This window comes from Streptomyces sp. NPDC001903 (genome assembly GCF_042891345.1).
In the GTDB taxonomy this organism is placed as follows: domain Bacteria; phylum Actinomycetota; class Actinomycetes; order Streptomycetales; family Streptomycetaceae; genus Streptomyces.
Genome location: NZ_JBIASZ010000011.1, coordinates 260,817 through 287,803 on the forward strand (window position 1 = coordinate 260,817; position 26,987 = coordinate 287,803).

Sequence of the window (26,987 nt, forward strand, 5' to 3'; positions counted from 1 at the left end):
GACCGCCGCGATCCACAGTTGGCTTCAGATTGGTTGACTTCAGATGCCTGACCAGGACAAACTCCGCGACTATCTCAAGCGAGCCACCGCCGACCTGCAGAGCGCCAAAAGGCGCCTGCGCGAGGCCGAGGCCCGCGAGCACGAGCCGATCGCGATCGTCGGGATGAGCTGCCGCTACCCCGGCGGGATCGGCTCCCCCGAGGACCTGTGGGACCTGGTGGCCTCCGGCGGCGACGGGATCACCGGCTTTCCCCTCAACCGCGGCTGGGACGTCGACGGGCTGTACGACCCGGAGCCGGGCACGCCCGGCAAGTCGTACGCCCGCGAAGGCGGGTTCCTGCACGACGCCGACCGGTTCGACGCCGACTTCTTCAAGATCAGCCCGAAGGAGGCGCGGGAGACCGACCCCCAGCAGCGCCTGCTGCTGGAGACCTCCTGGGAGGCGCTGGAGCGCGCCACCATCGACCCGCACTCGCTGCGCGGCAGCCGCACCGGCGTGTACGCGGGCGTCGTCTACCACGACTACCCCTCCGACGGCGGGATCGGCGGCCTCGGCTCCATCGCCTCCGGCCGCATCTCCTACACCCTCGGCCTGGAGGGCCCCGCGGTCACCGTGGACACGGCCTGCTCCTCCTCGCTCGTCGCCCTGCACTGGGCGGTCAAGGCCCTGCGCGCCGGAGAGTGCGGCCTGGCGCTGGCCGGCGGCGTGACCGTGATGGCGACGCCGACCTCCTTCGTGGGCTTCAGCCAGGAGCGCGGCCTCGCCCCCAACGGCCGCTGCAAGTCCTTCGCCGCGGCCGCCGACGGCACCGGCTGGGGCGAGGGCGCCGGCATGCTCGTCGTCGAACGGCTCTCCGACGCCCGCAGGAACGGCCACCCGGTGCTCGCCGTCATCCGCGGCAGCGCCATCAACCAGGACGGCGCCTCCAACGGCATCACCGCCCCCAACGGCCCTTCCCAGCAGCGGCTGATCGAGCAGACCCTGGCCGGCGCGCAGCTCACCGCCGACCAGGTCGACGCGGTCGAGGCGCACGGCACCGGCACCACCCTCGGCGACCCCATCGAGGCGCAGGCGCTGCTCGCCACGTACGGCAAGGGCCGCGTCGCGGACCGGCCGCTGTGGCTGGGCTCCATCAAGTCGAACATCGGGCACGCGCAGGCCGCGGCCGGGGTCGGCGGCATCATCAAGATGGTCGAGGCGATCCGCCACGGCGTCCTGCCCAAGACCCTGCACGTGGACGAGCCGAGCCCCAAGGTGGACTGGTCGGCGGGCAACATCCGGCTGCTCACCGAGGCCGTCGCCTGGCCCGAGACCGGGGAGCCGCGGCGCGCCGCCGTCTCCGCGTTCGGCCTCAGCGGCACCAACGCGCACGTCATCATCGAGGCCGCGCCGGCCGAGGAGGCCCCCGAGGGCGACCAGGCCCCGGAGGGCGACGAGGCCCCCGAAGCCGTCGCCCCCGTGCTGCTGCCGCTCTCGGCGAAGACCGCCGACGCGCTGCGCGCCCAGGCCGCCAACCTGCTGGACCACCTGGCCTCCCTGGACGCCGCCGGGCAGGAGGCGCCCGTACGGGACCTCGGCCACTCGCTGGCCACCACCCGCGCCGCGCTGGAGCACCGCGCCGTCCTCGTCGCCGCCGACCGCGAGGAGCTCGCAGCGGGCCTCGCGGCCCTCGCCGAGGGGGACACCCCGGGCGACGCGGCCCGCGCCGTCGCCGAACCCGACGTCCGCACCGCCTTCCTCTTCTCCGGGCAGGGCGCCCAGCGCCTGGGCATGGGCCGTGGACTGCACGCCGCCTTCCCGGTCTTCGCCGAGGCCCTCGACGAGGCGGTCGCCGCCCTCGACGCGCACCTCGACACCCCGCTCAAGGACGTGATGTGGGGCGAGCCCTCGGAGGAGGCGGAGGCGCTCCTGAACCGCACCGCCTACGCCCAGCCCGCGCTCTTCGCCGTCGAGACCGCCCTGTTCCGGCTCGTCCGCTCCTGGGGCCTGCGCCCCGACGTGCTGGCCGGCCACTCCATCGGCGAGATCGCCGCGGCCCACGCCGCCGGCGTCCTCGACCTCGCCGACGCCGCCCGCCTCGTCACCGCGCGCGGCCGCCTCATGCAGGCCCTGCCCGCCGGCGGCGCGATGGCCGCCGTCCAGGCCACCGAGGAGGAGGTCCGTCCCCACCTCACCGACGGCGTGGGCATCGCCGCGATCAACGGCCCCCGCTCGGTGGTGGTCTCCGGCGAGCAGGACACCGTCCGCGCCATCGCCGCCCACTTCGGGCAGGAGGGCCGCAAGACCAAGGAGCTGCGCGTCTCGCACGCCTTCCACTCCCCGCTCATGGACCCGATGCTGGAGGAGTTCCGCACCGTCGCCCAGAGCGTGACCTGGAACGAGGCCCGGATCCCCGTCGTGTCGAACCTGACCGGCCGCCCGGCCGCGGACGGCGAGCTGCAGAGCGCCGACTACTGGGTCCGCCACGTCCGCGAGGCCGTCCGCTTCTCCGACGCCCTGCGCGCGATCGAGGCCGACGGCGTCCGCATCCTCCTCGAACTGGGCCCGGACGCCGCGCTCACCCCGATGGCCGCCGACTCGCTCACGGACGGGGCCGGCGCGGTCGTCGCCCCCGCCCTGCGCCGCGGCCGCGACGAGGAGCGCACGCTCCTGGCCGCCGTCGCCCAGGCCTTCGCCCGCGGCGCCACCCCGGACTGGGCCGCCCTGTTCGCCGCGCGCCCGGCCGCCCGCCCGGCCCGCCGACTGGCACTGCCGACCTACGCCTTCCAGCACCGCAGCTTCTGGGCCGACGCCGCCCCGGCCACCCCCGGCCTGCTCGCCGCCGCACAGGGCGGCGCCGGCGCCGCGGCCGACCCGGCCGACACCGCCTTCTGGGACTCCGTCGAGCACGCCGACGTCGACACCCTCGCCGGCCGGCTGGAGATCGCCGCCGAGCCGCTGCACGAGGTGCTGCCCGCCCTGGCGAAGTGGCGCCGCCGCCACCACGACGCGCACACGCTCGACTCCTGGCGCTACCGCGTCGCCTGGCAGCCCGCCCCCGAGGCCCTGCCCGCCCCGGCCCTGACCGGCACCTGGCTCGTCGCCGTGACCCCGCAGAGCGCGGCCGACCCCCGGGTCGCGGCCGTGCTCGCGGCGCTGGCCGACAGCGGGGCCGCCCCCGAGACCGTCGAGGTCGCGGGGGAGGACCGTACGGCGCTGGCCGAGGCGCTCCGCACGCGGACCGCCTCCGGCGTGCTCTCGCTGCTCTCCCTCGACGAGCGGCCCCACCCCGGACACCCCGGCCTCACCCGGGGCCTGGCCGCCACCATCACCCTCGTACAGGCCCACGGCGACGCCGGGCTCACCGCCCCGCTGTGGCTCGCCACCGCCGAGGCCACCGCCGTCGCCGGCTCCCACGAGGTGGCCTCCGTCGCCCAGACCCCCCTGTGGGGCCTGGCCGGCGCCCTCGCCCTGGACCTGCCGCAGACCTGGGGCGGCATCGTCGACCTGCCCGCCGCCGTCGACGCGGCCGCCGCCCGGCAGCTGTGCTCCCTGCTGACCGGCGCCTCCGGCGAGGACGCCGCCGCGATCCGCCCGCAGGGCGTCTTCGTACGCCGCCTCGTCCGTGCCCCCCTCGCCGGTCAGGAGCCCCGCCGCACCTGGCAGCCCCGCGGCACCGTCCTCATCACGGGCGGCACCGGCGGCCTCGGCGCCCACGTGGCCCGTACGTTCGCCGCCGAGGGCGCCGAGCACCTGCTGCTCACCAGCCGCCGCGGCCGCGCCGCCGCCGGCATGGCCGAGCTCGAAGCCGAACTGACCGCCCTCGGGGCCCGCGTGAGCATCGAGGCCTGCGACGTCACCGACCGCGCCTCCCTGTCCCGCGTCCTGGACTCCGTACCCGCGGACCTGCCGCTGACCGCCGTCGTCCACGCGGCCGGCGCGATGCAGCGCATCGCCCCGCTCGCCGACCTCTCCCTGGAGGAGTTCGCCGAGGTCGGCCACGCCAAGGTCGCCGGCGCCGTCCTCCTCGACGAACTGCTGGCCGACCGGGAGCTGGACGCATTCGTCCTCTTCTCCTCCGGCGCGGCCGTCTGGGGCAGCGCCGGCCAGAGCGCCTACGCCGCCGCCAACGCCCACCTCGACGGCCTCGCCCACCGCCGCCGCGCCCAGGGCCGTACGGTGACCTCGGTCGCCTGGTCCTCCTGGGACGGCGGCATGGTCGACGCCGAACTGGGCGCCATGATGCGCCGGATCGGCGCCCCCGCCATGCGGCCCTCCATCGCCGTCGGCGCCCTGCGCCAGGTCATCGAGCACGACGAGAGCCACCTCGTGGTCGCCGAGTTCGACTGGGAGCGCTTCGTCCCCACCTACACCCTGGCCCGGCCCCGCCCGCTGCTGAACGCCCTGCCCGAGGTACGCGACATCCTCGCGGGCGCCGCCGAGGGCGCGGCGGCGGGCGGCGGGTCCGCCCTGGTGGCCTCGCTGGCCGCGAAGCCGGAGGCGGAGCAGACCCGCGCCCTGCTCGACCTGGTCCGCGGCAAGGTCGCGGCCCTGCTCGGCTACGACTCCCCGGCGGAGCTGGAGCCGACCCGCGCCTTCGAGGACCTCGGCTTCGACTCCGTCGCAGCCGTCGAACTGCGGGCGCGCCTGAGCGAGGCGACGGGGGCGAACCTCCCGAGCACGATGGTGTTCGACTACGCGACCCCCGCCGCGCTCGCCGCCTTCCTGCGCACCGAGCTGTTCCAGGACGGCGACGGCGGCCCCGCCGACGTGCTCACCGAGCTGGACCGCTTCGAGGAGCTCGCCGCCTCCCTCGACATCGAGCAGATCCGCTCCAGCCGGATCACCTCGCGGCTGCAAGCCCTGGTCGGCAGGCTCACCGACCTCCAGGGAACCGGCGAGATGGTCCGCGACCAGCTCGAATCCGCTTCGGCGGACGACGTCTTCGCCTTCATCGACAGAGAACTCGGCCTGGCCTGACCGAGCCCCGAGCACGTAGCCGACACATTCATCAAAAGGACTCGGTGAGACCCGACATGGCAAATGACGAGAAGATCCTCGACTACCTGAAGAAAGTCACGGCCGATCTGCACCAGACCCGGCAGCGGCTCCAGGACGTCGAGGCTCAGACGCGGGAGCCGATCGCGATCGTGGCCATGAGCTGCCGCTTCCCCGGCGGGATCACCACGCCGGAAGAGCTGTGGCAGCTGGTGGCCGAGGGCCGCGACGCCGTGGCGGGCATGCCCACCGACCGCGGCTGGGACCTCGAGGCCCTGATGGACCCGAACCCCGACGCCCCCGGGTCGAGCTACGTCCACCAGGGCGGCTTCCTGGAGAACGCCGGCATGTTCGACCCCGGGTTCTTCGGACTCAGCCCGCTGGAGGCCGAGGGCACCGACCCCCAGCAGCGCCTCACCCTCGAAGTCGCCTGGGAGGCCTTCGAGCGCGCCGGCATCGACCCGGAGACCCTGCGGGGCAGCCAGGTCGGCGTCTACATGGGCTCGGGCATCCAGGACTACGGCGACTACGAGGAAGGCGTCCCGGAGGCCGTCGAGGCCTTCATGGCGACCTCCCGCGCGTCATCCGTCATCTCCGGCCGCGTCTCCTACACCCTGGGGCTGGAAGGCCCCGCCTTCACCGTCGACACCGCCTGCTCCTCCTCGCTGGTGGCCATCCACCTGGCCGCGCAGGCGCTGCGCCAGAACGAGTGCAAGCTCGCCCTGGCCGGCGGTGTGATGATCATGTCGACCGCGTCCCCGTTCGTCGCGTTCAGCAAGCAGAAGGGCCTGTCGCCCGACGGGCGCTGCAAGGCGTTCTCCGACTCGGCCGACGGCACCGGCTGGGCCGAGGGCGCCGCCGTCATCCTCCTGGAGCGCCTCTCCGACGCCCGCCGCAACGGGCACGAGGTCCTCGCGGTGATCCAGGGCTCGGCGATCAACCAGGACGGCGCCTCGAACGGGCTGACCGCGCCCAACGGCCCCGCCCAGCAGAAGGTGATCCGCCAGGCGCTCGCCAACGCCGAGATCCCCGGCGCCCACGTCGACCTCGTCGAGGCGCACGGCACCGGCACCACCCTCGGCGACCCGATCGAGGCGCAGGCCCTGCTCGCCACCTACGGCCAGGACCACACCGCCCAGCGGCCGCTGCGGCTGGGCTCGTTCAAGTCGAACATCGGCCACGCCCAGGGCGCGGCCGGCGTCGGCGGCGTCATCAAGACCGTCATGGCGATGCGCAACGGGCTGATGCCGCGCACCCTGCACGTCTCCGAGCCCTCCAGCCACGTCGACTGGAACGCCGGACACGTCGAGCTGCTCACCGAGGCGCTGCCCTGGCCGAAGGCCGAGGACCACGTGCGGACCGCGGGCGTCTCCGCGTTCGGCCTCAGCGGCACCAACGCCCACGTCATCCTCCAGGAGGCGCCGGAGCCGGCCGCCGCGGAGGAAGTCCCCGAGACCCCCGCGGCCCCGGCCGTCACCTCCCCGGTCCTGCCGTACGCGGTCTCCGCGCGCGGCGCCCAGGCCCTGCGCGGACAGGCCGCCAAGCTGGCGTCCTTCGTCCGCGAGCAGGCCGCCGACGAGGACCCGCGCGACATCGGCCACGCCCTGATCACCCGCCGGACCGCCTTCGACCACCGCGCCGTCGTGCTCGGCGGCGACCGGGACGCCCTGCTGGCCGGGCTCGACGCGCTCGCCGACGGCGGCAAGGCCCCGCACCTGGTCCGCGGCACGGCCTCCGGCTCCCCGCAGGTCGCCTTCGTCTTCCCCGGCCAGGGCTCGCAGTGGATCGGCATGGCCGTCGAACTGCTCGACTCCTCGCCGGTGTTCGCCGCGCGGATGGGGGAGTGCGCCGAGGCCCTCGCGCAGTTCACCGACTGGAACCTCATCGACGTCGTACGCGGTGAGCCCGGCGCCCCCACGTACGACGAGGTCGACGTGGTCCAGCCGGTGCTGTGGGCCGTCATGGTCTCGCTGGCCGAGCTGTGGCGCTCCTTCGGCGTGGAGCCGGCCGCCGTCGTCGGCCACTCCCAGGGCGAGATCGCGGCGGCCACCGTGGCCGGCGCCCTGTCCCTGGAGGACGGCGCCCGCGTCGTCGCCCTCCGCAGCAAGATCATCCGTACCGGGCTGGCCGGCCGCGGCGGCATGATGTCCGTCCGCCTGCCCTCCGCCGAGGTCCGCGAGCTCATCGCCCGCTGGGACGGACGCCTCCAGCTCGCCGTCGTCAACAGCCCCACCTCGGTGGTCGTCTGCGGCCACCCCGAGAACCTCGACGAGCTGTACGCCCACCTGGAGGCCGAAGGGGTCCAGGCCCGCAAGATCCCCGTCGACTACGCCTCGCACTCCGTCTTCGTCGAGGAGATCCGCGACGAGGTCCGCGCCGCCCTCGCCGGGGTGACCCCGCGCTCCGCCGACGTCTCCTTCTACTCCACCGTCGTCGGCGCCCCCGTCGACACCGCCACCCTCGACGCCGACTACTGGTACCGCAACCTGCGCCAGACCGTCCTGTTCGAGGAGACCACCCGCGCCCTGCTCGACGACGGCTTCACCGTCTTCGTCGAGGCCAGCCCCCACCCCGGCCTGCTCGTCGGCCTCGCCGAGACCGTCTCCGCCGTCGGCGTCAGCGCCGCACCCGTCGGCTCGCTGCGCCGCGGCGAAGGCGGCATCGAGCGGTTCGCCACCTCGCTGGCCGAGGCCTGGGTGGCGGGCGCGCCCGTCGACTGGAGCCTCTTCCACGCCGCCGCCCCCGCCCGCCCCGTCGACCTGCCGACGTACGCCTTCCAGCGCGAGCACTACTGGGCGCCGGCCCCCGCCGCCGCGGGCGACGTCGAGGCCGCCGGCCTCGACCCGGCCGGCCACCCGCTGCTCGGCGCCGTCGTCACCGCGCCCGACAGCGAGGGCTTCACGCTCACCGGCCGCCTCTCCACCGCCACCCACGGCTGGCTCGGCGACCACCGGGTCGGCGAGCAGGTCTTCTTCCCCGGCACCGGCTTCGTCGAACTGGCCGTCCTGGCCGGCGACCGGGCCGGCTGCACCACCGTCGAGGAACTGACCCTGGAGGCCCCGCTGGTGCTGCCCGCACGCGGCGGAGCCGCCGTACGGGTCACCGTCGACGCGCCCGACCCGGCCGGCCGCCGGGCGGTGACCGTCCACTCGCGCGGCGAGGACACCGGCCTGTCCTGGACCCGGCACGCGGTCGGCACCCTCGGCCGCGGCGCCGCCCCCGCCCGTTCCTTCGACACCACCGTGTGGCCGCCCGCCGGCGCCGAGCCCGTCGACCTCGAGGGCTTCTACGAGAACGTCGCCGCGGAGGGCCTGAACTACGGGCCCGCGTTCCGCGGCCTGGCCGCCGCCTGGCGCCTGGGCGAGGACGTGTACGCCGAGGCCGCCCTGCCCGACTCCGCCGACGGCTCCGCCTACGGACTCCACCCGGCCCTGCTCGACGCCGCCCTGCACACCGTCGCGCTGACCGGCGTCACCGGCGACGGGGCGGCCCTGCCCTTCGCCTGGTCCGGGGTCACCCTCGCCGCCGAGGGCGCATCCGCCGTCCGCGTCCGGGTCAGCGCGCTCGGGGACGGCGAGGTCGCCGTCGACCTGGCCGACTCCGCCGGGCAGCCCGTCGCCTCGGTGGACTCCCTCGTCCTGCGGCCGCTCACCGACGACCGGCTCGCCCAGGAACGCTCCGTCACCCGGGACGCCCTGTTCCGCATCGACTGGCAGGCGCTCCCGGCGGCCACCGCCGAGGCCTCGCTCACGACGTGGGAGGCGGCACGCTCCGAGGACGCAGAACCCGCCGACGTGGTCCTGTGGGACGCCCCCGCCGGCACCGGCGCCGAGGACGCCCGCGACGCCGCGCACGCCGCCCTCTCCGTCGCCCGGGAGTGGCTCGCCGACGAGAGGCACGCCGGATCGGTCCTGGTCGTCCGCACGCGCGGCGCCGTCGCCGCCCGAGCCGGGGAGGACGTCACCGACCTGGCCGGCGCCACCGTATGGGGCCTGGTCAAGTCGGCCCAGTCCGAGAACCCGGGCCGCATCGTCCTGGCCGACGCCGCCACCGAAGCCGACGTGCTCACCGCCTACGCCGCCGGAGAGTCCCAGATCGCCGTCCGCGACGGCATCGCGTACGCCCCGCGCCTGGTCCGCTCCGCCGCCACCGGGGACGAGGAGGCCCCCGCGTTCGCCGCGGACGGCACCGTCCTGCTCACCGGCGGCACGGGCATGCTGGGCCGGCTCTTCGCCCGGCACCTGATCACCGGACACGGCGTCGGCCGCCTCCTGCTGACGAGCCGCAGCGGCCCCGGGGCCGCGGGCGCCGCGGAACTCGCCGCCGAGCTCACGGAACTGGGCGCGCACGTCGAGATCGCCGCCTGCGACGCCGCCGACCGGGACGCGCTGGCCGCCCTGCTGGCCGCCGTACCGGCCGAGCACCCCCTCACCGGGGTCGTGCACCTCGCCGGCGTCCTCGACGACGGCATCCTCGGCTCGCTCACCCCCGAGCGCCTCGACGCCGTCCTGCGCCCCAAGGTCGACGCGGCCCTCAACCTGCACGAGCTCACCGCCGGCGCCGACCTCGCGGCCTTCGTCCTCTTCTCCTCCGTCGCCGGAATCCTCGGCAACCCCGGACAGGCCAACTACGCGGCCGCCAACGCCTTCCTGGACGGCCTCGCCGCCCACCGCCGGGCGCACGGCCTGCCCGCCCAGTCCCTCGCCTGGGGCTTCTGGGGCGAGGCCAGCGCCATGACCGGCGCCCTCACGGACGCCGAGCGCTCCCGCATCTCGCAGGGCGGCGTCTACCCGATCTCCTCCGACGAGGGCGTCGCCCTCTTCGACGCCGCACGCGCCGCGGGCGACGCCACGCTCGTCCCCGTCAAGCTGGACCTCGGCGCGATCCGCGCCCAGGGCGCGAGCGCCCGCGAGGTGTTCCGCTCCCTCGCCCCGGTCTCCGCCCGCCGCAAGGCCGGCGGGCGGATCGAGGCCGGCGCCCTCCAGCAGCGGCTGGCCTCCCTCCCCGAGGCCGACCGCGAGGAGGTGCTCGTCGAGCTGGTGCTGAGCCAGGTCGCCGACGTACTGGGCTTCAGCTCCACCCAGGCCATCGAGCCGGAGCGGGCGTTCAAGGAGCTCGGCTTCGACTCCCTGCGCGCCGTCGAGTTCCGCAACGGGCTCGCCGAGGCCACCGGCCTGCGCCTGCCCGCCACCATCGTCTTCGACTACCCGAACCCCCTGGCCCTGGCCCGCCACCTGCTCACCGAGGTGTCCGGGCTGCCGGCGGCCCCGCAGCCCGCCGCCCGCAAGGCCGCGGCCAAGACCGCCGAGGACGACCTCGTCGCCATCGTCGGCATGGCCTGCCGCTACCCCGGCGGCATCACCTCCCCCGCGGGCCTGTGGCAGGCCGTCGCCGACGGCGTCGACGCCATCTCCGACTTCCCGCAGGACCGCGGCTGGGACCTGGCCCGCATCTACGACCCGACCGGCGCCCGCCCCGACACCAGCTACGTGGCCCGGGGCGGATTCCTCCACGACGCGGGCGACTTCGACCCCGACTTCTTCGGGATCAGCCCGAACGAGGCGCTGATCATGGACCCGCAGCAGCGCCTGCTGCTGGAGGCCTCCTGGGAGGCCTTCGAGGACGCCGGCATCGACCCGCGCCCCCTCAAGGGCAGCAGGACCGGCGTCTACTCCGGGATGATGTACCACGACTACGCGCACAACGCGTCCACCGGCGGCATCGCCTCGGGCCGGGTCTCCTACGTCCTCGGCGTCGAAGGCCCGTCCATGACGGTCGACACCGCCTGCTCCTCCTCCCTCGTCTCCCTGCACCTGGCCATCCAGGCCCTGCGCGCCGGCGAGTGCACCCTCGCCCTGGCCGGCGGCGTCACCGTGATGTCCGACCCCGAGGTCTTCGTCGAGTTCAGCCGCCAGAAGGGCATGGCCAGGGACGGCCGCTGCAAGTCCTTCGCGGGCGCCGCCGACGGCGCCGCCTGGTCGGAGGGCGTCGGCGTGCTCGTCGTCGAGCGCCTCTCGGACGCCCGCGCCAACGGCCACCGGGTGCTGGCCGTCGTACGCGGCTCCGCCGTCAACCAGGACGGCGCCTCCAACGGGCTCACCGCCCCCAACGGCCCCTCCCAGCAGCGCGTCATCCGCGCCGCCCTGGAAAGCGCCGGACTGACCACCGCCGACGTCGACGTCCTGGAGGCGCACGGCACCGGCACCACCCTCGGCGACCCGATCGAGGCCCAGGCCGTCCTCGCCACCTACGGCCAGGACCGCGCCGAGGACGAGCCGCTGTGGCTCGGCTCCCTCAAGTCGAACATCGGACACGCCCAGGCCGCGGCGGGCGTCGGCGGCGTCATCAAGATGGTCCAGGCCCTGCGCCACGGGCTGATGCCCAAGACCCTGCACATCGACGAGCCCACCCCGCACGTCGACTGGGAGGCGGGCAACGTCAAGCTGCTCCAGGAGCCCGTCGCCTGGCCCGCCCGGGCCGGCCGCCCGCGCCGCGCGGGCATCTCCTCCTTCGGCCTCAGCGGCACCAACGCCCACGTCATCCTCGAAGAGGCACCCGCGGCCGCCACCCCGGCCGGTGAGCCGCGCGAACTGCCCCTCGTACCGGTCGTGCTGTCGGCCCGCAGCCCGCAGGCCCTCGCCGAGCAGGCCGAGCGCCTGCACGCCCACGTCACCGAGGACGCGGAGCTCTCCCTGACCGACCTGGCCTACTCGGCCGCCACCTCCCGCACCCCGCACGAGCACCGCGCCGCGGTGGTCGCCGGGAGCCGCCAGGAGCTGCTGGCCGGACTGTCCGCGCTGGCCGAGGGCGCGCCCGCCACCACCCTCACCGGCGCCGGCGCGGTCCGCGGCGCGGTACGGGACGGCAAGCCGGCCTTCCTGTTCACCGGCCAGGGCGCGCAGCGCCTGGGCATGGGGCGTGAACTGCACGCCGCCTTCCCGGTGTTCGCCAAGGCCCTCGACGAGGTGGTCGCCGCACTCGACGCCTACCTCGACACCCCGCTGTACGAGGTGATGTGGGGCGAGTCCGCCGAGGACGAGGCGCTGCTGAACAGCACCGCCTACACCCAGCCGGCGCTCTTCGCGATCGAGACGGCCCTCTTCAGGCTCACCGAGTCCTGGGGCGTCCGCCCGGCCTTCCTGGCCGGACACTCCATCGGCGAGATCACCGCCGCCCACGCGGCCGGGGTCCTCTCCCTGGAGGACGCGGCCCGCCTCGTGGCCGCCCGCGGCCGCCTCATGCAGGCCCTGCCCGAGGGCGGCGCCATGGCCGCCGTCGAAGCCACCGAGGAGGAGGTCCTGCCGCACCTGGGCGACACGGTCGGGATCGCCGCGATCAACAGCCCGCGCTCGATCGTGGTCTCCGGCGAGGAGGAGGCGGTCGACGCGATCGCCGCCGTCTTCACCGGACTCGGCCGCAAGACCACCCGCCTGCGCGTCTCGCACGCCTTCCACTCGCCGCTCATGGACCCGGTCCTGGCCGAGTTCCACCTGGTCGCCGAGAACGTGACGTACCACCAGCCGAAGATCCCGGTGGTCTCCGGGGTCCACGGCGAGATCAGCGAGGACTGGGGGACCCCGGACTACTGGACCCGCCACCTGCGCGAGGCCGTCCGCTTCTCCGACACCGTGCAGCACCTGCACGGCCTGGGCGTCACCCGCTTCGTCGAGCTGGGCCCCGACGCCGTCCTGACCGCCCTGACCCGTACGACCCTCGACGGCGAGTCCGCCCCCGGGCAGGACCTGGTCATCGAACCGGTCCTGCGCAAGAACCGCCCCGAGTCCCGCACCCTGCTCAGCGCGCTGGCCCAGCTGCACGCCTCGGGCTCGCGCATCGACTGGCAGACGTACTACGCCGGCACCGCCGCCCGCCGCGTCGACCTGCCGACGTACGCCTTCCAGCGCCGGCGGTTCTGGATCCTGGACGGCCAGGGCGGCGGCGACGCCACCTCCCTCGGCCTCTCGACCGTCGACCACCCGCTGCTCGGCGCGGTGATCTCCGCGCCCGAGACGGACGGGATCGTGCTCACCGGCCGCCTCGCCGTCTCCGCCCAGCCCTGGCTGGCCGACCACAAGGTCGGCGAGACCGTGCTCTTCCCCGGCACCGGCTTCATCGAGCTGGCCGTCCAGGCGGGTGACCGGATCGGCTGCCCCGCCGTGGACGAACTCACGCTGGAGGCGCCGCTCGTGCTCCCGCAGCACGGCGGAGTCGCCGTACGGGTCTCCGTCGGCGCCCCCGACGAGGCCGGCCGGCGCCCGGTGACCTTCTTCTCCCGCGGCGAGGACGAGGACCTGCCCTGGATCCGGCACGCGGTGGGCACGCTCAGCGCCGCCGCCGCGGAGCCCGTACGCCCCTTCGACGCGACGGCCTGGCCGCCCGCCGGAGCCGAGCCGGTCGACCTCGACGGGTTCTACGCCGACGTGGCCGAGGCGGGCCTCGCCTACGGGCCCGTGTTCCAGGGCATGCGGGCCGCCTGGCGCTCCGGCGAGGACGTGTACGCCGAGGTGGCCCTGCCCGACGGCGTGGAGCCGGACGGCTACGGCCTCCACCCCGCGCTGCTCGACGCGGCGCTGCACCCGGTCGCGCTGTCCGGGGTGACCGGCGGGGAGGCGGCCCTGCCGTTCGCCCTCTCCGGCGTCTCGCTCTCCGCGGAGGGAGCCACCGGCCTGCGGGTACGGGTCTCCGCCCGCGGCGAGGGCTCGGTCGCGGTCGACCTCGCGGACGCCTCGGGCGTCCCCGTGGCCTCGCTCGCCTCCCTGATGCTGCGCCCGCTGGCGGCCGACCAACTGGCCGCCGAGGGCCGCTCGGTGGTCCGGGACGCCCTGTTCCGCATCGACTGGCAGACGCAGCAGCAGACGCAGACGCAGACGCAGCCCGCGGCGGCCGACGGCCGGTCCGTGGCCCCGTGGCAGTCGATCGGCGAGGGCACGGTCGCGGACACCGTCGTCTGGGACGCGCCCGCCGGTACGGACGCCGCCGCCGTGCACACCGCCGTCGGCCGGGCCCTGGAGGTCCTCCAGAGCTGGCTGGCCGAGGAGCGCTTCGAGGGCTCGACCCTCGTCGTCCGCACCCGCGGCGCCGTCGCCGTGGCGGACGAGACGGTGGCCGACCTGGCCGGCGCCGCGGTCTGGGGCCTGGTGAAGACCTCGCAGTCGGAGAACCCCGGCCGCGTCGTCCTCCTCGACACGGACGCGGCGGACGCCTCGGACCTCGCGGACGCCGCCCTCGCGGTGGCCTCGGGCGAACCGCAGGTCGCGCTGCGGTCCGCGACCGTCCACGCCCCGCGCCTGGTACGGGCGGCGGAGGCCGAAGCGGCCGAGCGCACGGAGTTCGCCGCCGGCGGCACGGTGCTGATCACCGGCGGTACGGGCATGCTGGGCCGGCTCTTCGCCCGGCACCTGATCACCGAGCGCGGTGTGCGCCGCCTGCTGCTGACGAGCCGCCGCGGCCCGGCGGCCGAGGGCGCGGCCGAACTCGTCGCGGAACTCGCGGCGCTCGGCGCCGAGGCGGAGATCGCCGCGTGCGACACCTCCGACCGGGAGGCCCTCGCCGCGCTCCTCGCGGACATCCCGGCCGCCCACCCGCTCACGGGCGTCATCCACATGGCCGGCGTCCTGGACGACGGCGTCCTCGGCTCGCTGACGCCGCAGCGCGTGGGCGCGGTCCTTCGGCCCAAGGTCGACGCCGCGCTGCACCTGCACGAGCTGACCGCGGGCCTGGACCTGGCCGCGTTCATCCTCTTCTCCTCGGTCGCGGGCATCCTCGGCAACCCGGGCCAGGCCAACTACGCGGCCGCCAACGCCTTCCTCGACGCCCTCGCGGCGTACCGGAACGCACAGGGTCTGCCCGCCCAGTCCCTCGCCTGGGGACCGTGGGCGGCGCAGGAGGCCGGCGGCGGCATGGCCGGCGAGCTGGCCGCCGCCGACAGCGGCCGCATGAGCCGGATCGGCATCGAGCCGCTGACGGCCGGCGCGGGCACCGAGGTGTTCGACGCGGCCCACGCCCTCGGCGCACCCGCCCTCGTGACGATCCTGCTGAACACCAAGGCGATGCGGAGCGCCACCGACCTCCCGGACCTGTTCCGGAGCCTGGTGCCCGCCCGCTCCCGCCGCCGCGCGGACTCCGCCTCCACGGTCGACGTCGCGGCGTTCCGGCGCCGGATGTCCGGCCTGTCGGAGGCCGCCCGCACCGACGAGCTGGTCGATCTCGTACGGGCCCACGCGGCCGCGATCCTCGGCCACTCGGGAGCGGCGTCCATCGGCAAGAGCCGCGAGTTCAAGGAGCTCGGATTCGATTCGCTGTCCGCCGTCGAATTCCGCAACAGCCTCGCCGAGGCCACCGGACTGCGACTGCCGGCCACGCTCGTCTTCGACTACCCCAACTCCCAGTCCCTCGCCGAGCACTTCGCCGAGGAACTCCGGCCGAGGGAAGGGGACGCCGGGGCGGGCTCCGATCTCGACCCCGACTCCGACGAAGGCAGGATCCGCCGCCTGCTGCAGACCGTCCCCATGGCCCGCCTGCGCGAACTGGGCCTGGTGGACACGCTCCTCGAACTCGCCGACGGACGCACGCACACCACGGAGTCCAAGGCGGTCGCCGCGGAGGAAGAGGCGATCGACGACATGGACGCCGAGAGCTTGATCAACATGGCGCTCGACGGTCTCGGGCTGGACGACGCGATACAGGGAATGTGAGAAGCCGATGTCCAATTCTGACCAGAAACTGCTCGACGCACTCCGGGCATCCATGAAGGAGACCGCCCGGCTGCGGACGCAGAACCGCAACCTGTCGGCCGCCGCGCGCGAGCCGATCGCCATCGTCGCCATGAGCTGCCGCTTCCCGGGCGGGGTGGATTCTCCCGAAAGCCTGTGGCAGCTCGTCGAGGAGGGACGCGACGGCGTCTCGGAGTTCCCGGTCAACCGCGGCTGGGACGTCGAGGGCCTGTACGACCCCGAGGGCGAGCGCCCCAACACCACGTACGTCAACAAGGGCGGGTTCCTGCACGACGCGGACCGCTTCGACCCCGCCCTCTTCTCGATCAGCCCCAACGAGGCGCTGATCATGGACCCGCAGCAGCGCCTGCTGCTGGAGGCCTCCTGGGAGGTGTTCGAGCGGGCCGGCATCGACCCGCACACCCTCAAGGGCAGCCGGACCGGCGTCTACTCCGGGATGATGTACCACGACTACGCGTACAACAGCGCGACGGGCTCCATCGCCTCCGGCCGCGTCTCGTACGCCTTCGGCTTCGAGGGCCCGTCCGTGACCCTCGACACCGCCTGCTCCTCCTCCCTCGTCGCCATGCACCTCGCGGCGCAGGCGCTGCGAGCGGGGGAGTGCACCCTCGCCCTGGCCGGCGGCGTCGCCGTCATGTCCACCCCCGAGGTCTTCGTCGAGTTCAGCCGCCAGCGCGGCCTTGCCAAGGACGGCCGCTGCAAGTCCTTCGCCGCGGCCACCGACGGCACCGGCTGGTCGGAGGGCGTCGGCGTACTCCTGCTGGAGCGCCTCTCCGACGCCCGCCGCAACGGCCACCAGGTGCTGGCCGTCCTGCGCGGCTCCGCCGTCAACCAGGACGGCGCCTCCAACGGCCTCACCGCCCCCAACGGCCCCTCGCAGCGCCGCGTGATCCGCAGCGCGCTCGAGAACGCCGGCCTCACGACGGCCGACGTCGACGTCGTGGAGGCCCACGGCACGGGCACCACCCTCGGCGACCCGATCGAGGCGCAGGCGCTGCTCGCCACCTACGGGCAGGACCGCGACGCGGACAAGCCGCTGTGGCTCGGCTCCCTCAAGTCCAACCTCGGCCACACCCAGGCCGCGGCCGGCGTCGCCGGCGTCATCAAGATGGTGCAGGCGATCCACCACGGGGTCCTGCCCAAGACCCTGCACATCGACGAGCCCACCCCGCACGTCGACTGGACGGCCGGCAACGTCAAGCTGCTCACCGAGCCGGTCGCCTGGCCGGCGGGGGAGCGCCCGCGCCGGGCCGGCATCTCCTCCTTCGGCCTCAGCGGCACCAACGCCCACGTCATCGTCGAGGAGGCGCCCGCCGAGACCGAGGACGAGGCGGAGACCGAGCCGCAGGACGCGGCCCCCGCCTTCGTGCCGGGGCTGGTGCCCTGGGCGCTGACCGGCAGGTCGGCGCAGGCGCTGCGCGCGCAGGCGGCGCGGCTGATCACGCACCTGGAGACCTTGGACGACGCGGACCTCGCCGTCACCGGGCGCGCGCTGGCCACCCGGCGCGCCCGGCTGAACGAGCGGGCCGTCGTCATCGGCGAGAACCGCGAGGAGCTCCTCGCGGGCCTGACCGCCCTCGCCGAGGGCGGTGGTGCCGCGGGTGTGGTGCAGGGCCAGGCACGGGAGGGCAAGTCGGCCTTCCTGTTCACGGGCCAGGGCGCGCAGCGCCTGGGGATGGGGCGTGAGCTGCACGCGGCGTTCCCGGTGTTCGCCGAGGCTCTCGACGCGGTGGTCGCGGCGCTGGACGAGCACCTGGACCGGCCGCTGTACGAGGTGATGTGGGGCGAGTCCGCCGAGGACGAGGAGCTGCTGAACAGCACGGCGTTCACCCAGCCGGCGCTCTTCGCGATCGAGACGGCGCTGTTCCGGCTGGTGGAGTCCTGGGGCGTGCGGCCCGACTTCCTGGCCGGGCACTCCATCGGCGAGATCACCGCGGCGCACGCCGCCGGGGTCCTCTCGCTGGAGGACGCCGCCCGCCTGGTCACCGCGCGCGGCCGCCTCATGCAGGCGCTCCCGGCCGGCGGGGCCATGGCCGCCGTCGAAGCCACCGAGGAGGAAGTCCTTCCGTACGTCTCCGATGTGGTCGGGATCGCGGCGATCAACAGCCCGCGTTCCATCGTGGTCTCGGGCACGGAGGAAGCCGTCGAGGCCATCCGGGCCGCCTTCACCGAGCAGGGCCGCAAGACGACCCGGCTGCGGGTCTCGCACGCCTTCCACTCCCCCCTCATGGACCCGGCCCTCGCCGAGTTCCGCGCCGTCGCCGAGTCCGTGACCTACGCGCCCGCCCGGATCCCGGTCGTCGCCGGGGTCCACGGCGAGATCAGTGAGGACTGGGGCACCCCCGACTACTGGACCCGCCACCTGCGCGAGGCCGTCCGCTTCTCCGACACCGTCCGGTACCTCCAGGACCGCGGCGTCGAGACGTACGTCGAGCTCGGCCCGGACGCGATCCTGACGGCGCTGGCGAGTGCGACCGTAGGCGACGTCGAGGGCACCGCCTTCATCTCCACGCTGCGCCGCGGGCGGCCCGAGGCCCGCGAGCTGCTCGCGGCCGTCGGCCGCACCCACAACCAGGGCATCCCCGTCGACTGGGCCGCCTACTTCGGTGCCACCGAGGACCGCTGGGCCGATCTGCCGACGTACGCCTTCCAGCAGCAGCGGTACTGGCTGGAGGCCACGACCGGCGAAGGCCCCGGCCTCGGCTCCGCGGGTCTGGAGACGGTCGGACACCCGCTGCTGAGCGCGGCGATCGCCTCCGCGGACTCCGGCGAGGTCGTCCTGACCGGACGGCTCTCGGTCGACGCCCAGCCCTGGCTGGCCGACCACGACGTCCTCGGCAGCATCCTCTTCCCGGGCACCGGCTTCGTCGAGCTCGCCATCCGGGCCGGCGACCAGGTCGGCTGCGACGCGGTCGAGGAACTCACCCTGCACGCCCCGCTGATCCTGCCCGAGCACGGCGGAGCCGCCGTACAGGTCTGGCTCGGCGCGGACGACGGATCCGGGCGCCGTACGGTCACCATCCACTCCCGCGACGAGAACTCCACCGAGCCGCTCTGGACGCGGCACGCGGAAGGCACCCTGGTCAGCGGCTCGGGCCTGCCGGCCGCCGGTCTGACCGAGTGGCCGCCGCCCGGTGCCACCCCGACGACGGTGGACGGGGCGTACGAGCTCCTGCTGGAGCGCGGCTACCACTACGGGCCGGTGTTCCAGGGCCTCAAGGCCGCGTGGACCTCCGGCGAATCGCTCTACGCGGAGGTCTCCCTCCCCGAGCAGGCGCACGCCGACGCCGCGCGGTACGGCCTGCACCCGGCCCTCCTCGACGCCGCCATGCACGTGGCGCTGATCGACGACGGGTCGAGCACGGACGAATCGACGGTCCTGCCGTTCTCCTGGAACGACGTGGCCCTGCACGCGGCGGGCGCCCCGGCGCTGCGCGTGTGCATCGCCCCCTCCGGCCCCAACACGGTGACCGTGACGGTGGCCGACGCCGAGGGGCAGCCGGTCCTGACGGTGGGCTCGCTGGTGTCGCGCCCGGTGTCGCAGGAGCAGCTGAGCGCGGGCCGCCCGGAGTCGCTGTTCGAGATCGCGTGGCGTCCGGCGGCGGCATCGGCGGCGGACGCGGCTCCCGAGCAGCACGTGTGGGGTGAGCTGCCGGAAGGCGAGCTGTCGGGTGCGGTGGTCTTCCACGTGCCGGACACCGAGGGCTCGCTGCCCGGGGCGGTGCGCTCCGCCGCCGCGCAGACGCTGGCGGTCGTTCAGGAGTGGCTGGCCGAGGAGCGGTTCGCGGAGACGACGCTGGTCGTCGCGACGCGCGGGGCGGTGGTCGTGGACGCGGCCGCCGAGGCCATCGACCTCGCCCAGGCGCCCGTGTGGGGCCTGGTGCGTGCCGCGCAGGCGGAGAACCCGGGCCGGATCCGGCTCACCGACCTGACCTCGGTCACGGACGGTCTCGGCGCGGTCATCGCCTCGGGCGAGCCGGAGAGCGCGGTCCGCGCCGACGGCCTGCGCATCCCGCGCCTCACGGCCGTGACGGCGCTGGAGTCGGCGCAGGGCCCGATCGCCCTCGACCCGGCCGGTACCGTCCTGATCACCGGCGGCACCGGCGGTATCGGCGCCCACTTCGCCCGCCACTTGATCACCGAGCACGGCGCCCGGCACCTGGTGCTGACCTCGCGGCGCGGCCCGGATGCCGAAGGGGCCGCCGAACTTGCCGCCGAGCTGGGCGAGTTGGGCGCCGAGGTCACCATCACGGCGTGCGATGTGGCCGACCCGGCCAACATCACCACGCTCCTCGCGTCGATCCCGTCCGCGCACCCCCTGACCGGCGTCGTCCACGCCGCCGGCACGGGCGACAACGGGCTCATCGCCACCATGGACCCCGAGCGCCTCGATTCGGTCCTGGCCCCGAAGGCCGACGCCGCCTGGCACCTCCACGAGCAGACCAAGCACCTGGGCCTGCCGCTCTTCGCCCTCATCTCCTCCGCCGGCGGCCTCACCCTCGCCGCCGGACAGGCCAACTACGCCGCCGCCAACACCTTCCTCGACGCCCTGGCCGTCCACCGCCACGCCGAGGGCCTGGCCGCGCAGTCCCTGGCGTACGGCCTCTGGTCGAGCACGGGCATGGGCCAGTACATCACCGACACCGACGTCAAGCGCATGGAGCGGCAGGGCCTCCCGCCGCTCCAGCCCGAGGAGGCCCTCGCCCTCTTCGACGCCGCGTACGCCTCCGGCCGGGCCGCCACCGTCCCGCTCCACGTCGACCGCGCCGCCCTGGCCGCCCGTACCGACGAACTGCCCGCGCTCCTGCGCTCCGCCACCCCCGGCGGCCCGCAGCGCCGCAACGTCCGCGCGAGCGCCGGCGGCGGGGGAGCGGGCGCCGCCCACGAGCTCGCGGCGCGCCTCGCCGGGAAGACCGAGGAGGAGCGCGACCAGGCCCTGCTCGAACTGGCGCGGACCCAGGTGGCCGCCGTACTGGGCCACGAGTCGGCCGACGCCATCGAGCCCGACCGGGCCTTCCAGGAGCTCGGGTTCGACTCCCTCAGCGCCGTCGAACTGCGCAACCAGCTGAAGGCGGCCACCGGGCTCCGGCTCCCCGCCACCCTGGTCTTCGACTACCCGAACGCGCGCGCCGTCGCCCGGTACATCGGCGAGTCCATCGGCGGAGCGGCGCAGGGCGCGGCCACGCGTCCGGCGGACGCCGTCGCCCGTACGCGGGCGGACGGGGACGACGACCAGATCGCGATCGTCGCGATGAGCTGCCGCCTCCCGGGCGGAGTCACCTCCCCCGAGGAGCTGTGGCAGCTCGTCGTCGAGGGCCGGGACGCCGTCTCCGGCTTCCCGCTCGACCGCGGCTGGGACGTGGAGAACGTGTACGACCCGGAGCCGGGCGTACCGGGGAAGACGTACGCCAACGAAGGCGGCTTCCTCTACCGGGCGGGCGACTTCGACCCGCACTTCTTCGGGATCAGCCCGAACGAAGCGCTGATCATGGACCCCCAGCAGCGGCAGCTCCTGGAGGTCTCGTGGGAGGCCATCGAGCGGGCCGGCATCAACCCGCACACCCTCAAGGGCAGCAGGACCGGCGTCTTCGCGGGCGTGATGTACCACGACTACGGGCAGGGCACCGAGGCCGCGGCCACCACCGGCGGCAGCCTCATCTCGGGCCGCGTCTCGTACACCCTGGGCCTCGAAGGTCCGTCCATGACCGTGGACACGGCCTGCTCCTCGTCCCTCGTCTCGCTGCACCTGGCCACCCAGTCGCTGCGCTCCGGCGAGTGCTCGATGGCGCTCGTCGGCGGTGTCGCGGTCATGGCGAGCCCCGACATGTTCGTCGAGTTCAGCCGCCAGCGCGGCCTCGCCGCCGACGGCCGCTGCAAGTCCTTCGCGGGCGCCGCCGACGGCGCCGCCTGGTCGGAGGGCGTCGGCGTCCTCGTCATCGAGCGGCTCTCCGACGCCCGCCGCAACGGCCACCCCGTGCTCGCCGTGATCCGGAGCTCCGCCGTCAACCAGGACGGCGCGTCGAACGGCATGACCGCGCCCAACGGCCCCTCGCAGCAGCGCGTCATCCAGAGCGCGCTGGAGAAGGCCGGACTGACCACGGCCGACGTCGACGTGGTCGAGGCGCACGGCACGGGCACCAAGCTCGGCGACCCGATCGAGGCGCAGGCGCTGCTCGCCACGTACGGGCAGGGCCGCGACGAGGACAAGCCGCTGTGGCTCGGCTCCCTCAAGTCGAACATCGCGCACACGCAGGCCGCGGCCGGTGTCGCCGCCGTCATCAAGATGGTCCAGGCACTGCGCCACGGTCTGATGCCGAAGACCCTGCACGTCGACGAGCCGACCCCGCACGTCGACTGGTCCGAGGGCAACGTCAAGCTGCTGACCGAGGCCGTCGCATGGCCGGCGGGCGAGCGGCTGCGCCGCGCGGGCATCTCCTCGTTCGGCCTCAGCGGCACGAACGCGCACGTGATCCTGGAGGAGGCCCCGGCGGCCCCGGAGGTCCCCGCGGACGAGGCTCCGCGCGAGCTGCCCGTCGTACCGGTGGTGCTCTCGGCCCGGTCCCCCGAGGCCCTGGCCGGCCAGGCGGAGCGGCTGCGGGCGCACCTCGCCGACCACGAGGAGGTCGCGCCGACCGACCTCGCCTTCTCGACGGCGACCTCGCGCACCGCGCACGAGTACCGGGCCGCGGTGGTCGGCGCGGACCGCGAGGAGCTCCTCGCGGGCCTGGCGGCCCTCGCCGAGGGCTCGGCGGAGCCGGGCGTGGTCCAGGGCCTCGTACGGGAGGGCCGCTCGGCCTTCCTGTTCACCGGTCAGGGCGCGCAGCGGCTGGGCATGGGGCGTGAACTGCACACGGCGTTCCCGGTGTTCGCGCAGGCTCTGGACGCGGTGGTCGGGGCGCTGGACGCGCATCTGGAACGGCCGTTGTACGAGGTGATGTGGGGCTCCGACGAGGAGCTGCTGAACAGCACCGCGTTCACGCAGCCGGCTCTGTTCGCGATCGAGACGGCGTTGTTCCGTCTGGTGGAGTCCTGGGGTGTGCGGCCCGACTTCCTGGCCGGTCACTCGATCGGTGAGATCGCTGCCGCGCATGCGGCCGGTGTGCTCTCCCTGGACGACGCGGCCCGGCTCGTGGCCGCGCGCGGCCGTCTGATGCAGGCCCTGCCCGCGGGTGGCGCCATGGCCGCGATCCAGGCGACCGAGGAGGAGATCCTCCCGCACCTGACCGACACGGTCGGGATCGCGGCGATCAACAGCCCGCGTTCGATCGTGGTCTCCGGTGCGCAGGACGCCGTCGAGGCGATCCGGGCCGCGTTCACCGAGCAGGGCCGCAAGACGACGCGGCTGCGGGTCTCGCACGCCTTCCACTCGCCGCTGATGGACCCGGTGCTGGCGGAGTTCCGGGCCGTGGCCGAGAGCGTGACGTACGAGCCCGCCCGGATCCCGGTGGTCTCCGGGGTCCACGGCGAGATAAGCGAGGACTGGGGGACCCCGGACTACTGGACCCGCCACCTGCGCGAGGCCGTCCGCTTCTCCGACACCGTCCGGCACCTGCACGGCAAGGGCGTCACCCGGTTCCTCGAACTCGGCCCCGACGCCATCCTCACCGCCCTCACCCAGGTCTCCCTGGACGGGCAGGCCACCGTCATCGAGCCCGCCCTGCGCCGCAACCGCCCCGAGGCCCGCAGCCTCCTGACCGCGCTCGCCCACCTGCACGGCGCGGGCACCCGCATCGACTGGACGGCCTTCTACGACGGCACCGGCGCACGGCGCGTCGACCTGCCGACGTACGCCTTCCAGCACGAGCGGTACTGGCTGGAGGCCACCCCGGCCACCGACGTGGCCCACCACGGCCAGACCTCGGTCGGCCACCCCCTGCTCAGCGCGGCCATCACCCTGGCCGGATCCGACGAGGCCGTGCTGACCGGCCGCCTCGCCGCCGGCACGCACGCCTGGGTCGCCGACCACGACGTGCTGGGCAGCGTGCTGCTGCCGGGCACCGGCTTCGTCGAGCTCGCGCTCCAGGCGGGCGACCAGGTCGGCTGCCCGGTCCTGGAGGAACTCAGCCTCCAGGCACCGCTCGTACTGCCCCGGCACGGCGGAGTCGCCCTCCAGGTGTCGGTCGGCGCGCCCGACGACACGGGCCGCCGGACCGTACGGGTGCACTCGCGCCACGAGGACGCACCGGCCGACACCCCCTGGCTGCTGCACGCCGACGGCCTGCTCGGCACCCGTCCGGCCGCCGCGGGCACGGACTTCACCGTCTGGCCGCCCACCGGCGCCACCGCGGTGGACGTGAGCGACACGTACGAGGTGCTCCAGGGCCGCGGCTACCACTACGGGCCGGTGTTCCAGGGCCTCACGGCCGCCTGGACCGCCGGCGAGGACATCTACGCCGAGATCGAACTGGCCGAGCAGGCACACGGCGACGCCGAGAGCTTCGGGGTCCACCCGGCCCTCCTCGATGCCACGATGCACGCACTCGGCATCGGAGGCCAGGCCTCCGACCAGGACTCCGAGGGGGCCGCGCAGCCGCTGCTGCCGTTCTTCTGGGAGGACGTGTCCCTCTACGCGGTCGGCGCCACGGCGCTGCGCGTACGGATCTCCTGGACGTCCGAGAACACGATGTCCCTGGACGCGGCCGACGCGGCCGGCGCCCCGGTGCTGTCGGTGAAGAGCCTGACGTTCCGCCCCGTGTCGCAGGAGCAGCTGAGCGGGGGGCGGCCGGAGTCGCTGTTCGAGATCGGGTGGCGTCCGCTGGCCGCGCCCGCCGAGGTGGTGGCCGAGCAGCACATGTGGGGTGAGCTGCCCGAGGGAGAGCTGACCGGTGCGGTGGTCTTCCACGTCCCGGACGGGGAGGGTCCGCTGCCGCAGGCGGTGCGTTCCGCGAGTGCGCGGACGCTGGCGGTCGTCCAGGAGTGGCTGGCGGAGGAGCGGTTCGCGCAGACCACGCTGGTCGTCGCGACGCGTGGCGCCGTGGTCGTGGGCGCCGACGAGACCATCGATCTGGCCCAGGCCCCGGTGTGGGGTCTCGTACGGGCCGCCCAGGCGGAGAACCCGGGCCGCATCCAGCTCACCGACCTCACCGGGACCGGCGAGGGCCTGGCCGCCGTCATCGCCTCCGGCGAGCCGGAGAGCGCGGTCCGCGCCGAAGGCATCCGCATCCCGCGCCTCGCCCCGGTCACCGCGACCGCCGAGGCTCGGGTGGCCCTCGACCCCGAGGGCACGGTCCTGATCACGGGCGGCACCGGCGGCATCGGCGCCCACCTGGCCCGGCACCTGGTCACCGAGCACGGCGCCCGCCACCTCGTCCTGACCAGCCGGCGCGGCCCCGACGCCGAGGGCGCGATCGAGCTGGCCGAGGAACTCTCCGAGCTGGGCGCCGAGATCACCCTCACCGCCTGCGACGTGGCCGACCCGGCCAACATCAGCGCCCTGCTGGCCTCGATCCCGTCCGAGTACCCGCTCACCGGCATCGTCCACGCCGCGGGCACCGGCGACAACGGGCTCATCGCGACGATGGACCCCGCGCGCCTCGACCACGTCCTCGCCCCCAAGGCGGACGCCGCCTGGCACCTGCACGAGCAGACCCACCACCTCGACCTGCCCCTGTTCGCCCTCATCTCCTCCGCCGGCGGCCTCACCATGGCCGCCGGACAGGCCAACTACGCCGCCGCCAACACCTTCCTGGACGCCCTCGCCACGTACCGCCACGGCCAGGGCCTCGCCGCCCAGTCCCTCGCCTACGGGCTCTGGGCGGGCACCGGCCTCGGCCAGTACGTCTCCGAGACCGACGTGAAGCGCATGGAGCGGCAAGGCCTGCCGCCGCTCCGGGCCGAGGAGGCACTGGCCCTCTTCGACGCGGCCATCGCCTCCGGCCGGCCCGCCACCGTCCCGCTCCACGTCAACCGCACCGCCCTGCAGGCGCGCGCCGACCGGCTGCCCGCACTCCTGCGGCCCGCCACCACCCCCGTCCAGCGCCGCAGTGCCGGGGCCAAGAGCGCCGAGACGGAGCTCATCTGGCTCCGCATCGGCCAGGCGCCGCAGGCCGAGCAGGAAGCGGCCCTGCGCGAGCTCGTGCAGCGCCGCGCCGCCCACCTCCTGGGCCACGCCGGTCCCAGCGCCATCGACGTCGAGCGGGGCTTCCTGGAGTCCGGGTTCGACTCGCTCAGCGCGATGGAGCTGCGCAACGCCCTCATGAAGGACACCGGGCTCCGGCTGTCCCCGATGGTGGTGTTCGACAGCCACAGCCCGGCCCAGCTCGCCAAGGTGCTGCTGGCCGAGTACGCCGAGCAGGCCCCCCGTACGAGCGCCACCGAGGCCTCCGCCTCCGGCAGCCCGTCGGCCCCGGGCTCCGCCCCGGCCGCCGCCCGGCCGGTCCGGGGCGCGGGGGAGACCCTGCGCGACCTGTTCCACGGCGCCGTGGTCGCCGGACACGCCGACAAGGGCTTCGACCTGCTGCGCGCGGCCGCGGCCGTCCGGCCGTCCTTCGAGACGGCGGCCGAGCTGGAGCGCGTACCGGCCGCGGCGCGGCTCGCGGACGGCGACGGTGCGGAAGGCCCGCACCTGATCTTCGTCAACACGCCGATGGCGACGGGCGGCGCCTACCAGCACGCGCGCCTGGTCTCCCACCTCCAGGGCAAGCGGAAGGTCTCCGCCCTGCCCATCCTCGGATTCGACGCGAGCGAGAGCCTCCCGGCCACCCCGCAGGCGGCCGTCGAGGGCCTCGCCCGTACCGTCCTGGAGGCCGCGGGCGACGAGCCGTTCGTCCTGATCGGCTACTCCTCCGGCGGCACCCTCGCCTACGCCACCGCCGGGCACCTGGAGCGCGCGTACGGCATCCGCCCGCACGGCGTGGTCCTGCTCGACACCTACAACGTCCACGACGGCGAGAGCGAGGGCGTCCCGATGGACGGCCTGGCGCTCGGCATGTTCGACAAGGAAGCGGCCTTCGGGGAGTTCGACACCACCAGGCTCTCGGCCATGGGCCGCTGGGTGGAACTCGTACCGAACCTGCCCCTCGACTCCGTCGCGGCGCCCGTCCTGTTCGTCCAGTGCACCCAGTCCTTCGTACCGGACGGCGACGACCCCTCGCCCGAGCTCACCCAGGGCAAGGCCGAGCCGTGGGAGCCCGCCCACACGCTGCGCCCCGTAGCCGCGAACCACTTCACGATCGTCGAGGAGCGCGCGCAGGACACCGCCCAGGTGCTCGAAGAGTGGCTCGACGACGACGCACAGACCGCCCACCCGAACACCCAGAAAGCGATGTGAGACGACG

At 74.8% G+C, this 26,987-nt stretch carries 3 protein-coding genes; all 3 read left to right on the plus strand.

Going from position 1 to position 26,987, the window contains the following annotated elements; translation table 11 throughout:
• The first annotated feature begins 43 nt into the window (after positions 1-43).
• The 3 genes from ACFYZS_RS24715 to ACFYZS_RS24725 are packed head-to-tail and all read left to right on the plus strand — an operon-like array spanning position 44 to position 26,980.
• Entirely contained in the window at positions 44-4,960 is a 4,917-nt protein-coding gene (locus ACFYZS_RS24715; RefSeq protein ID WP_389016420.1) for a type I polyketide synthase, read from the plus strand.
• 44 nt (positions 4,961-5,004) lie between these two features.
• On the plus strand, positions 5,005-15,672 hold the full coding sequence (locus tag ACFYZS_RS24720; protein WP_389016423.1) for an SDR family NAD(P)-dependent oxidoreductase: 10,668 nt from the start codon (positions 5,005-5,007) through the stop codon (positions 15,670-15,672).
• A 28-nt stretch (positions 15,673-15,700) separates the two neighbouring features.
• A complete protein-coding gene (locus tag ACFYZS_RS24725; protein ID WP_389016474.1) occupies positions 15,701-26,980 on the plus strand; it encodes an SDR family NAD(P)-dependent oxidoreductase in 11,280 nt (3,759 codons plus the stop codon).
• The last annotated feature ends 7 nt before the right edge of the window (positions 26,981-26,987 follow it).